This window comes from Arcticibacter eurypsychrophilus (assembly GCF_001730525.1).
In the GTDB taxonomy this organism is placed as follows: domain Bacteria; phylum Bacteroidota; class Bacteroidia; order Sphingobacteriales; family Sphingobacteriaceae; genus Arcticibacter; species Arcticibacter eurypsychrophilus.
This window is the reverse complement of record NZ_MDFN01000010.1, coordinates 1-12,229: the sequence shown is the minus strand read 5'-3', so window position 1 is coordinate 12,229 and position 12,229 is coordinate 1. Positions and strand designations below refer to the sequence as shown.

Annotated in this window: 9 protein-coding genes and 1 tRNA gene; 6 read left to right on the top strand and 4 right to left on the bottom strand. The window is 37.6% G+C overall.

The features are described from left to right. The first annotated feature begins 18 nt into the window (after positions 1 to 18). The 6 genes from BFL47_RS06870 to BFL47_RS06845 all read left to right on the top strand — a co-directional run bounded on the left by BFL47_RS06870 (position 19) and on the right by BFL47_RS06845 (position 5,948). A tRNA-Leu gene (locus BFL47_RS06870) sits at positions 19 to 100 on the top strand. 63 nt (positions 101 to 163) lie between these two features. Then, the gene (tig, locus tag BFL47_RS06865) at positions 164 to 1,507 is read left to right on the top strand and encodes a trigger factor (RefSeq protein WP_069659067.1); all 1,344 of its coding nucleotides are present in this window, start codon (positions 164 to 166) and stop codon (positions 1,505 to 1,507) included. 101 nt (positions 1,508 to 1,608) lie between these two features. Next, positions 1,609 to 2,313 carry an ATP-dependent Clp endopeptidase proteolytic subunit ClpP gene (clpP, locus tag BFL47_RS06860; protein ID WP_016195284.1) on the top strand — a complete coding sequence of 235 codons (705 nt, stop codon included), beginning with the start codon at positions 1,609 to 1,611 and terminating at the stop codon, positions 2,311 to 2,313. Beyond that, positions 2,306 to 3,550, top strand: coding sequence for an ATP-dependent Clp protease ATP-binding subunit ClpX (gene clpX / locus BFL47_RS06855; protein ID WP_069659066.1), 1,245 nt, complete (start codon positions 2,306 to 2,308; stop codon positions 3,548 to 3,550). The genes clpP and clpX overlap by 8 nt, the downstream gene beginning before the upstream one ends. A 48-nt stretch (positions 3,551 to 3,598) precedes the next feature. Continuing rightward, complete coding sequence (locus tag BFL47_RS06850) at positions 3,599 to 4,462, top strand: AMP nucleosidase (protein ID WP_069659065.1); 864 nt, start codon at positions 3,599 to 3,601, stop codon at positions 4,460 to 4,462. 124 nt (positions 4,463 to 4,586) lie between these two features. Further along, positions 4,587 to 5,948, top strand: coding sequence for a pyridoxal-phosphate dependent enzyme (locus BFL47_RS06845; protein ID WP_069659064.1), 1,362 nt, complete (start codon positions 4,587 to 4,589; stop codon positions 5,946 to 5,948). 189 nt (positions 5,949 to 6,137) lie between these two features. Here BFL47_RS06845 and murA read toward each other — a convergent pair whose 3' ends face one another. The 4 genes from murA to BFL47_RS06825 form a co-directional block, all read right to left on the bottom strand. Continuing rightward, on the bottom strand, positions 6,138 to 7,463 hold the full coding sequence (murA, locus tag BFL47_RS06840; RefSeq protein WP_069659063.1) for a UDP-N-acetylglucosamine 1-carboxyvinyltransferase: 1,326 nt from the start codon (positions 7,461 to 7,463) through the stop codon (positions 6,138 to 6,140). A 24-nt stretch (positions 7,464 to 7,487) separates the two neighbouring features. Continuing rightward, a complete protein-coding gene (locus BFL47_RS06835) occupies positions 7,488 to 8,165 on the bottom strand; it encodes a DUF4290 domain-containing protein (RefSeq protein WP_016195289.1) in 678 nt (225 codons plus the stop codon). A 63-nt stretch (positions 8,166 to 8,228) separates the two neighbouring features. Further along, a complete protein-coding gene (locus BFL47_RS06830; RefSeq protein WP_069659160.1) occupies positions 8,229 to 10,508 on the bottom strand; it encodes an ATP-dependent helicase in 2,280 nt (759 codons plus the stop codon). 83 nt (positions 10,509 to 10,591) lie between these two features. Beyond that, positions 10,592 to 12,016, bottom strand: coding sequence for a hypothetical protein (locus tag BFL47_RS06825; RefSeq protein ID WP_069659062.1), 1,425 nt, complete (start codon positions 12,014 to 12,016; stop codon positions 10,592 to 10,594). Positions 12,017 to 12,229 lie beyond the last annotated feature (213 nt).

Below are 12,229 nucleotides of genomic sequence, written 5' to 3'. Positions count from 1 at the left end.
ATTTATAACAATCCTAATGCGGAAGTGGCGTAATTGGTAGCCGCACCAGACTTAGGATCTGGCGCTGTAAGGCGTGGGGGTTCGAGTCCCTTCTTCCGCACATAATTCCCCTCGCTTACACGAGGGGAATTTTTTGTATAACACTAAAAGTAATTATCATAATATGAATATCACAGAAGAAAAAATTGATAACTTAAACTCATTAGTTAAAATAAGCATTAAACCTGAAGACTATCTTCAAAGTGTAGAGAAAGCGATTAAAGCTCAGGCAAAAAAAGCGAAACTTCCAGGATTCAGAGAAGGACTGGTACCTGCTTCTCATATCAAGAAAGTATATGGTAAAAGTATCCTTGTTGATCAGGTGAATACGCTTTTGAATGATTCCATCAAACAATATATTACAGACAGTAAATTAAATATATTAGGTCAGCCATTGCCACATGCAGATACGGAAAAACACAACTGGGATTTATCAGATGAATTTGAGTTCAAGTATGAAGTAGGTCTGGCTCCTTCATTTGAATTGGATTTTTCGGATAAGGATTCTATTCCCTACTATACGATTAAAATTGATAATGAAACACTGGAGTCCAGAATCAAAAATATCAGGAAGAGTTATGGCAAAATGACAAACCCTGAAGTTTCGTCAGAGAATGATGTGCTTTATGCAGAGTTGACACAGCTTTCTGCCGATGGCTCTGTTTTTGACGATGCTATACGTGCAACTAATTCGGTACGAATTGACCTTGTCAGTAATGATGAGGTTAAAAAGAGTTTGATCGGTTTAAAGATTGGAGACGTGATTGAGTTTGATATTCAGAAGGCGTTTGATCATGATTCTTTCCAGGTTTCTAAGATCCTTAAGATCGACGAAGTGGATGCAAAGGATCTGACATCTAACTTTCAGATGACTGTTAAAAATGTGAATCGTCTGGATGAGTCGGATTTGAACCAGGAGTTCTTTGATAAGGTGTTTGGTGAAGGAATTGTAACTACAGAGGAGCAGTTTCGTGAAAAGATTACCGGAGAGCTGGAAGCGATGATGGTGCAGAATAGTGAAACTAAATTTCAGAGTGATCTTGTGAAATACACTATTGGCAAATACGAGATGCAGCTTCCTGATGAATTTCTGATGCGTTGGTTGAAAGTGACCAATAAGGATTTGTCGGATGAGGACTTGCAAAAGGGGTATGCTGATTTTGCGAATAACTTAAGATGGACACTGGTGGCAGACAAAGTTGTTAAAGAAAATCAAATAGAGATCAAATATGAAGATGTATTTGAATCTGCAAAAATAAAGTTAGGCGCTCAACTGAGCATGTACAGTCCGCAAGCTATTACAGATGAGACATTATCAGATTATACGGTACAGTTTTTACAGAATCAGGAAAGTGCAAGTAAATCTTTTGACGAAGTAAAAACACGAAAAGTATTTGATTACCTGAAAAGTGTTATTACTTTAGATAGCCAGGACATTGAATACAATAAGTTCTTGTTATTGGATTAAGTTTTTATGGTTGTGAGAGTGCTTATGCCATCAATCTTAATCAAAACTTATATTAGCATAAATACTTTTATATATAAATTCAGACCATTAACTTTAATCCAATGAATATTGACAAAAATGAGTTTCGTAAATACGCGGTAAAACATCATCGCATTGGTAGTCAGCACGTAGACAGTTTCATTGGTAGGGTAGAGAAAAGTGCTCTTCCAATGTCTATGACACCATATATTATAGAAGAGCGCCAATTAAATGTGGCACAGATGGATGTGTTTTCGCGGTTGATGATGGATCGTATTATTTTTCTGGGAGATGCCATCTATGATACAAACGCAAACATTATACAGGCACAACTTTTATTTTTACAATCTACTGACGCAAAAAGAGATATACAGATTTACATCAACTCACCTGGAGGCTCAGTATATGCCGGACTAGGTATTTACGATACGATGCAGTATATTACTCCTGATGTGGCCACTATTTGTACAGGTATGGCGGCATCTATGGGTGCAGTTTTGATGTGTGCAGGTGCTGCAGGCAAACGCGCTGCTTTAGCGCATTCACGTATCATGATCCATCAACCATTAGGTGGTGTGCAGGGTCAGGCATCCGATATTGAGATTACTGCCCGTGAGATCCTGAAATTAAAGAGAGAGTTATATGAAATCATTGCCCTTCATTCAGGCCAGGATTATCAAAAAGTGCATGATGCATCAGACCGGGATTACTGGATGATCGCAAGTGAAGCAAAAGAGTTCGGAATGATTGATGAAGTGCTGGGAGAAAACAAAGTAAATAATGAGTAAGAGCTCAAAGGATATTAAGTGTTCCTTCTGCGGATCTGGTAAGCAGGATACATTAATGCTAATAGCTGGTCTGGATGCACACATTTGTGATAAATGTGTTGCCCAGGCTAACCAGATTTTGGCAGAGGAATTGTCGGTTCGTAAAACAAAGGGTACAGGATCTTCCGTTACGCTGATGAAGCCTATGGAAATAAAAGAGCATCTGGATCAGTATGTTATCGGTCAGGATGAAGCCAAGAAAGTGTTAGCAGTAGCGGTTTATAATCATTATAAACGGCTCAACCAAAAGGTGGAGAAGGATGAAATAGAGATAGAAAAGTCCAATATCATTATGGTTGCTGAAACAGGAACCGGAAAGACCTTGCTGGCAAAAACTATTGCGAAAATCTTACATGTACCATTTTGTATCTGTGATGCAACGGTGTTGACAGAGGCCGGTTATGTAGGTGAAGATGTAGAAAGCATTTTAACACGCTTGTTGCAAGCGGCAGATTATGATGTCGCATCTGCAGAACGGGGGATTGTTTATATTGATGAGGTGGATAAAATTGCCCGTAAGAGTGATAATCCATCGATTACCAGGGATGTTTCTGGTGAAGGGGTACAACAAGCGTTGTTGAAAATTCTTGAAGGTACAGTTGTGAATGTTCCTCCTCAAGGTGGGCGTAAACATCCGGATCAGAAAATGATTGCTGTGAATACGAATAATATTCTATTTATCTGTGGTGGCGCTTTTGATGGCATTGACAGGAAAATTGCAAATCGTTTACGGACTCAGACAGTAGGTTACAAGATCAATGATGTGGATGATGATAATATAGATTTAACTAATTTATATAAGTATATCACTCCCCAGGATCTTCGTTCGTTTGGTTTGATTCCTGAATTGATTGGAAGGCTTCCGGTAATTACGCATCTTAATCCTTTGAACAGAGGGGCATTGTTAAGTATATTAACAGAACCCAGGAATTCGCTGGTTAAGCAGTACAAAAAGCTTTTTGAATATGAAGATATTAAGCTTGAGTTTGACAAAGAGGTGCTGGAATTTATTGTAGATAAGGCAATGGAATTTAAACTAGGAGCAAGGGGGCTCAGGTCTATTTGTGAATCGATCATGATTGATGCGATGTTTGAAGTTCCATCCGAAAAGCGGCAAGGCAAGGGGCTGGAGATCACGTTGAGCTATGCTCTTGAAAAGTTTGCTAAAACGGATATAAAAAAGCTTAAAGTAGCATAAGAGAAACCCCGAAGAGATTCGGGGTTTTTTTATCATAAACCTAAAATTATGAATGAAGAAAAAGAGGTAAAAAAGGATAGTGAACTGGTAGAACAAGCCAAGAAAATTAAGGAAGTAGAAAGCCCTATTCGGAAGGGACTTAAAACTAAGGAGCAGATTGTGAACAATTGGCTTCCAAGATATACAGGACGTCCTTTGGGTGATTTTTCTCAATTTATTCTTTTAACTAATTTTTCTAAATATTTGCAGTTATTTTCTGAATGGCACGATAACGCTCCTATAATGGGTCTGGATAAACCTATGCAGAGCGTTACAGCGGATGGTATTACCATTATTAATTTCGGAATGGGAAGCCCATTGGCGGCAACGATGATGGATTTGTTGAGTGCAATTAAGCCTAAGGCAGTTTTGTTTTTAGGAAAATGCGGTGGCTTAAAGAAAAACAATAGTATCGGAGATCTTATACTTCCGATCGCTGCTATTAGAGGAGAAGGTACATCGAACGATTATATGCCGGCAGAAGTTCCTGCACTCCCTGCTTTTGCGCTTCAAAAGGCGATTTCTACTACTATCAGGGATCATTCCCGCGACTACTGGACCGGTACTGTCTACACGACAAATAGAAGAGTTTGGGAACACGACAAGAATTTTAAGAAGTATTTAAAAACTTTGCGTGCTATGGCAGTGGATATGGAAACAGCTACTGTGTTTACAACCGGTTTTGCCAATAAGATTCCTACGGGTGCTTTATTGCTGGTTTCGGATCAGCCGATGATTCCGGAAGGAGTGAAGACTACAGAGAGTGACTCAAAAGTGACAGAGAAATTTGTTGAGTCACATTTAAAGATTGGAATAGATTCTTTAAGGCAGTTGATTAATAATGGGTTAACTGTTAAGCATCTGAAGTTTTAAGGGTATTTTATAAAACCAGATTGATTGAATAAGAAGCTCAGAGGTCTTTTCCCTGGTAAGTCATCTATTTGTTGTAAATTTTGCTTAGCCTATTGATTTAATAGATAATTATTACTTTTGCTCTATGTGGTACAATAACATTTTGGAAACTATTGGGAATACCCCTCTTGTTAAACTGAATAAGGTAACTGATGGTATTAAAGCTACTGTTCTGGCTAAAATTGAAACCAGTAATCCTGGCAATTCAATTAAAGATAGGATGGCGCTTAAAATGATTGAAGATGCTGAAAAGGCAGGGTTATTGAAACCAGGGGGAACAATCATTGAGGGAACTTCAGGTAATACAGGAATGGGTTTGGCCATTGCTGCCGTAATAAAGGGATACAAGTGCATTTTTACTACTACAGATAAACAATCAAAAGAAAAAGTGGATGCGTTGCGTGCATTTGGTGCGGAAGTGATTGTATGTCCTACTAACGTAGACCCTGAAGATCCAAGGTCTTATTATTCCGTTTCATCGAGGTTACAAAGGGAGGTTCCAAACTCATGGAAGGCGAATCAATATGATAATTTGTCAAATTCTATGGCCAATTACGAACAAACTGGTCCGGAGATTTGGCAACAAACTAATGGAAAGGTCACGCATTTGGTTGCCGGGGTTGGTACAGGAGGAACATTATCGGGTGCTGGAAAATATTTGAAAGAGCAAAATCCTAATATTAAGATCTGGGGAATTGATACTTATGGATCTGTATTTAAAAAGTATAAAGAGACCGGGATCTTTGATAAAAATGAGATCTATCCTTATATTACAGAGGGAATTGGGGAAGATTTCTTGCCGCAGAATGTTGATTTTTCTGTAATTGATCATTTTGAAAAGGTAACAGATAAGGATGCTGCACTGATGACCAGGGAGATTGCCCGTAAGGAAGGTATTTTTGCTGGTAATTCCTGTGGATCAGTAGTGGCTGGTTTGTTGCAGATGAAAGATCAGTTGAAGGAAGGTGATCTGGTTGTGGTTATCTTTCATGATCATGGTACACGTTATTTAGGTAAGATGTACAATGATGACTGGCTGAGAGAGCGTGGTTTTCTTAAAGATGAAAAACTAACCGCAAGATCAATATTGCATAATAGAGATAATCAGGAGATTGTAACCATAGATTCGGATAAATCGGTTCTTGAAGCAATTAATACGATTAAATCTTTGAATATATCGCAGTTGCCTGTTACTCAACAAGGGATGGTTGTTGGGAAAATAACGGAGACGGATATATTGAATTCGCTATTGGAAAATCCTGCTGCTAAGTCTTATAAGATTTCGCAGGTGATGACTAAGCCTTTTCCTTTTGTGGATATCAATACTTCAATAGAAAAAATTTCGTCATTGATTAGTAAGGATAATACGGCGGTACTGTTGGAATATGAAAATGGTAAAATGGAAATAATAACGCAATTCGATATTATTAGTGCGATGTCGGTTTAGGATTAGTACAAGTTTTCAGACTATCTCTGATCTTACACTAAATTCAATATAAGGCGGGCCATCCATAATATCTTCCATCAGATATTGATTAACAACGATATAATCCACATTGAAATTCTCAATAAATAAAGAAAGGCTACTTCAAGTATGAAGTAGCCTTTCTTTATTTACGTTATTGCCTTAAAATGCTTAATGCGATTTTGGCATGATGTTGATTCGTTTGATATCAGCTCCCAGAGCTCTCAAACGAATGTCAATATCCTGGTAGCCTCTTTCAATCTGTTCTATATTGTGAATGATAGATTTTCCATTGGCGGAAAGGGCGGCTATTAATAAAGCTACACCAGCCCTTATATCAGGGGAGGTCATTTCAATTCCTCGTAGTTTTACCTGTTTGTTTAAGCCAATAATAGTTGCCCTATGCGGATCGCAAAGGATTATTTGGGCGCCCATGTCAATCAGTTTATCCACGAAGAATAAGCGGCTTTCAAACATTTTTTGATGTACAAGAACGTTGCCTTTTGCTTGAGTTGCTATAACAATGACAATACTGAGTAAGTCGGGAGTGAAACCTGGCCATGGTGCATCGGCAACTGTTAATATAGATCCGTCAATAAAGGTATCAATTTCATAGTTTGACTGGGCAGGGATGTAAATATCATCGCCTCTGCGTTCCAACTGAATACCTAATCGCTTAAAGACTTCAGGGATTATAGCTAATTCTTCATAATGGACATCTTTGATGGTGATCTCTGAGCCTGTCATAGCCGCAAGGCCTATAAAGGAGCCAATCTCAATCATATCGGGCAGTAAGCGATGTTCAGTGCCACCTAACTTTTTAACGCCTTCAATAGTGATTAAATTGGAGCTTATTCCTGAGATCTTGGCACCCATTCTATTTAGCATCTTACATAGTTGCTGAATATAGGGTTCGCAGGCTGCATTGTATATGGTTGTAGTCCCTGTAGCCAGAACAGCAGCCATGATAATATTGGCAGTACCGGTAACTGAGGCTTCATCCAACAGGACGTATGCTCCTTTTAAATTTGTAGCATCCACATTGAAAAAACTGGTGTCTGCATTATAGTTGAACTTTGCACCAAGTTTCTCGAATCCAAGAAAATGGGTATCCAATCTGCGTCTGCCAATCTTATCTCCACCGGGTTTAGGAATGGCTGCTTTTCCAAACCGTCCTAATAAAGGACCTACTATCATAATAGAGCCTCTTAAGCTACCGCCTTTGGATTTAAAATGTTCGGATTGAAAAAAATCAAGATTGATATTCTTCGCTTCGAAAGTATAGGTGTCTTTACTTAAACGTTCAACTGCAACACCGAGATCTCCTAAGAGTTCAATGAGTTTATTGACGTCTACAATATCAGGGATATTACTAATAGTAACTTTCTCTTCAGTTAAAAGGACAGCTGAAATAACCTGTAATGCTTCATTTTTGGCACCTTGAGGAATAATTTCTCCCTTCAGAGGCTTGCCTCCGTTAATTTCAAATGCATTCATGCCTTGGATATTTAGTTTTACAGGTTAATAGCGTTTTCCCGGGTTTTTAGGACGGTTACTCCCATTTCGGTTATTCGAGTTTTGTCTGTTTTTGTTATTTTGAAGGTTGTTCTTCTGCATACCTTTAGGCCGGATGCTTGAAGGAGCGGGGCGGACATCAACTTTGTTCAAGTTTACATTATCTTCAAGAGCAAGTTCGCCGTTAGACAGCTCTTTTAAATCTTGAATGATTGTTTCATCTGTTACCGAGTCTTTATTCCATGTGACATAAGCCATTTTCATGAAATTCGCAATAGACTGCACCATGAGTTGTTTCCGTTCAGGATCTTCAATTTCTTTAGCCTGAGCAATGAGGACTTCAACTGTTTTTCCGTAATGCTTATAACGAATTCTCTTCTGTGGATAAGCCAGAGCTTCTGGTTTTACGTTTAAAACGTCGGCTGTTGGAATAGGGTATGGAGAATCCACATCTATCTTGAAGTCGGAAATGATTTGTAGATGATCCCACAGTTTATGTTTAAAGTCAGCTACATCCCTTAAATGTGGATTTAAAAACCCCATGAGGTCAATAACTGCCAAAGCATGGCGGTTTCTTTCGTCTTTAGTAGGAAGGGTACAAATATGAGCAACCATATTTTGCACGTTTCTGCCGTATTCTGCAAGGATTAATTTGCTCCTTGTACTATTATAGTCAAATGTCATTCTAGTCGTTTTGTTTTTGGAGGGAAGGTTCCCAGTCAGACTGTTCAATAGTAGTAATAAATATTAGATTACTATACGAAGTTTAGCAAATTTAAGCAAAAGTTGTTTCTGTCCTAGCTCTTTGAAAAATATAGTTGCTTTAATATCAGATTTATTACCCTCAATATTAATTACTTTGCCATAACCAAAGCGTTCATGTTCAACTTCCATGCCAACTTGTAGCCCGGATATATCAGAAGGGGCAAAACCTTCGCTCGGTATATGCGCTTTAGGCAGCATAGATGTGGTCTTTCTGATAATACCCGAATTGGGTTTAATCTTGGAAAATGTATCAGCAGATTTGCCAGGGGCTAATGTATCGTCAAAAAATGGATTTTTATCAGTAGGCTTCTGTTGGTTTTTAAATTCAAGTTCGAGGAATTGTGCATCGATCTCATCCAGGAACCTACTGGGCTCGCAACTGGTAAGTGTGCCCCAACGATATCTGGACGTAGCATAAGAAATAGTCAGTTTCTTTTCAGCACGGGTAATAGCGACATAGAACAGTCGTCTTTCCTCTTCGAGGTCAGCCCTTGAATTGATTGACATTTGGGAAGGAAACAGGTTTTCTTCCAGCCCTACTACATATACATGAGGAAATTCCAGCCCTTTAGCGGAGTGGATGGTCATGAGAGAAACTGTATCCGCATCCGGATTTTTGTCATTATCATCGTTAGTTAAAAGAGCTACATCCTGCATGAAAATATCCAGACCACGGTCTTCGATATCTTCACGTTCACTAAACTCTTTAATCCCGTTTAATAATTCTTGTATGTTTTCGTATCGGTTAAGGCCTTCAACAGATTTGTCGGTGTATAGATCCTTCAGCAATCCGGAGTGTTGAGCGATATGCAGAGCCGCTTCATAAGCGGTCTGGTTTTTTGCTATTACTTGAAAGCTTTGAATCATAATGGCGAAGTTGCCAATAGCTGTAGCCGATCGTTGTTCGAGGAATCTCCCAGCGTCAGAAATTACTTTCCAAGGAGTGATTTTATGTTGATCAGCAGCGATAATAATTCTTTCCATAGAAGTATCGCCTATTCCTCTTTTTGGATAATTTATAACTCTTTTTAACGCCTCTTCGTCATTAGAATTGAACGTGAGTCTGAAGTAAGAAATAAGATCCTTAATTTCTTTTCTTTGGTAGAATGACAGACCGCCATAGATTTTATAGGGAACATTAAGTTTTCTTAGGGCTTCCTCCATGGAACGCGATTGCGCATTAGTACGGTATAAAATGGCAAAATCATTGTACTTTAAACCCTTTACTCCACGTTCCTGAAGAATACTTTCGGCAACGATCTTTCCTTCTTCATTGTCGCTAAAGGCTCTGGCCACTTTTATTTTATCACCTTCTTCATTTTTAGAAAAGACATTTTTCTTCAGTTGGTTTTTATTGTTGGCGATGATGCTATTGGCAACGTTTACAATATTTTGAGTTGAGCGGTAGTTTTGTTCTAGTTTAAATACCTTTAAATCAGGATAATCCTTTTCGAAATTGAGTATGTTTTGAATGTTTGCTCCGCGGAAGGCATAGATGCTTTGTGCATCATCACCAACGACACAGATATTTTCATTAATTGCTGCTAATTTCTTGACGATCAGATATTGTGAATAATTCGTATCCTGGTACTCATCAACCATCAGATATTTAAATTTATTCTGGTATTTATACAGGGCATCGGGATGTTCTCTAAGCAGAACGTTTGTTTTGAAAAGAATATCATCAAAATCCATTGCACCAGCTTTGAAGCAGCGCTGAGAATAGATCTGATAAACTTCACCTAAGCGACCCCGGCCTGTTGCGGTATCCTCGGACTGGATCTGCGCATTTTTTAGATATTCAGGAGCAGAAATTAAATTGTTTTTTGCAGATGAGATCCGATTGTATACAAAGTTAGCATTGTATAGTTTATCATCCAACTGTTGCTCTCTCAGTATGGCTCTAATGAGGCTTTTACTGTCGTCTGTATCGTAAATCGTAAAGTTTGTCGGGTAACCTATTTTCGCAGCTTCCACGCGCAATATTTTTGCAAATACAGAATGGAATGTGCCCATCCATATGTTTTTAGCTTCCGGGCCGACTAACTCAATAATACGCTTGCGCATTTCCTTTGCCGCCTTATTGGTAAAGGTGAGTACCAGTAAATTGAAGGAGTCGACTCCTGATCTTATCAAATGGGCCACCCGAAAGGTGATCACCCTTGTTTTTCCAGATCCGGCACCCGCTACAATCATTACCGGTCCTTTTGTCTGCTCTACTGCTGCTCTTTGTGATGGATTCAATCCCTCTAAATATTCCAAAACCTGATCCTTTTTATGAATTAGCAAAATTATAAAAAATGAGGGCAGAATCTTTGACTATATAAATCTTTATTAATAAAAAGCTAAAGTCCTTTATTATCAAGGCGATGTAAGTTGATATTGATGTTTTTAATCTTATCATCAATATCATTTATGCACTTGCCAACTTCCTCAATAAACTCTTCACTGCCAATAAGCTTGTCCTCTTCCAATAACATTAAACCCTTCATGGTTGCTATAGGGCTTCGTATCTGATGCGATAGATGTGAAGAATACGCAGAAAGCTTGCTGTTTTTAATTTGAAGGTCAAGTGTTCGTTCTGTAATTATTTCTTCCAAGTGGTGATTGATTCTGTTGAGGTTTTCTTTCTGGAGGAAAATTTCATCATTAAGGGACTGAAGTTGCTTGTTCGTTTTGTTTTTCTTTTTAACATTAAAGGTAAGGAGAAGAACAAGTGCAGTTAAGAGGAAGAGTACAATAGCTGATGCCCAAAAGATTATTCGGTCTGTTTTTTGACGCTCTAATAGAATTAGGGTTTGCTTTTCTCTTTCGAGGTGGCGTTGCTGTTCTTGGAGAAGACCTATTTTTTGTGATTCTAGCTTAGAGAATGTAATGCTATCCTGTGTATAAACGTCCTGAAGATAGACTAGTGCTTGTTTATAGTTTTTTCTTTTCCTTTCAAGTTGATAAGCTGTAATGGTATAATCTTGTGATAGCTTTGGGTCTTTAACAAGCTCTGTATATGCTTTCCCTTCGTTCAATGAAGCTTCAGCTTTTACAAAATCATTACGGTCAATATAAATAGATGTCAAAGTAAGGTTTATACTTGCTACCGTATTATTTAATTCATTTTCTTTAGCATTTTTATTTGCTTCAAGTAAAAGTTTTTCTGCTAAATCAGTTTGTTTTAGGTTAAAATAAATCACTCCTTTATTTTGCAGCGCCTGAGTGATTCCGATTGAATTTTTTAGGAGACTAAACATGTTATAGCCCTTATCTAGATAATTTAAAGCTAAATTAAATTTATGTTGTCTGAAATATATAATTCCGATATTCATATATAAACCAGCTATTAAGTCTGACATTTTAAGTTTAGTTGCTAGAACAAGAGATTTGTTAAAATACATTAGACCCATTTCCGGATCAACCTCTCTATAAAGATTCCCAATATTGTTGTAGACTTTAGCAAGTCCTGGTTCATAATTATTTTTGGCAAAAATACTTAAAGAGTTAAGAAAGAATTTCAACGCCTTTTCGTTTTTCCAAATATAAAAGTATCCAATGCCTAATATTCTTTGAGCCTCGGCCGATCCATTAGAATATTGAATTTTATTAGCAATCCCTAAGGCTTTTTTCCCATATTGAATAGTTTGCCCAGGATCTGTTAATCGGATCCTATATCCTAAGGAATTAAGATTATCCACTTTTAAACTATCATTCTCTTGTGAGTATGAGTTAAAAAATGATAAAAAATATATGGTGATAGTTAATAGATAATAAAGTTTCATCCTAGAGCTTAAAGGAAATGTAAATATTTATTCAGAAAAGCTACTTTTTTTGGTTGTAACTTATCATATCTAAAGAACAAGAATATGAAAAGTATTTTTCTTTTCATATTCTTTTAAACAGGCATTGCTAGTAATTAGAAATCATATAAGAGATACAAAGATTAAAATTAATTATATATGCATATATTGTTGTCCGGTAAAACCGGGATTAGT

Coding starts and splice junctions, on each gene's coding strand:
- clpX (WP_069659066.1), top strand. CDS start 2,306: ATGAGTAAGAGCTCAAAGGATATTAAGTGTTCCTTCTGCGGATCTGGT.
- murA (WP_069659063.1), bottom strand. CDS start 7,463: ATGAATGCATTTGAAATTAACGGAGGCAAGCCTCTGAAGGGAGAAATT.
- BFL47_RS06845 (WP_069659064.1), top strand. CDS start 4,587: ATGTGGTACAATAACATTTTGGAAACTATTGGGAATACCCCTCTTGTT.
- BFL47_RS06850 (WP_069659065.1), top strand. CDS start 3,599: ATGAATGAAGAAAAAGAGGTAAAAAAGGATAGTGAACTGGTAGAACAA.
- tig (WP_069659067.1), top strand. CDS start 164: ATGAATATCACAGAAGAAAAAATTGATAACTTAAACTCATTAGTTAAA.
- clpP (WP_016195284.1), top strand. CDS start 1,609: ATGAATATTGACAAAAATGAGTTTCGTAAATACGCGGTAAAACATCAT.
- BFL47_RS06835 (WP_016195289.1), bottom strand. CDS start 8,165: ATGACATTTGACTATAATAGTACAAGGAGCAAATTAATCCTTGCAGAA.
- BFL47_RS06825 (WP_069659062.1), bottom strand. CDS start 12,016: ATGAAACTTTATTATCTATTAACTATCACCATATATTTTTTATCATTT.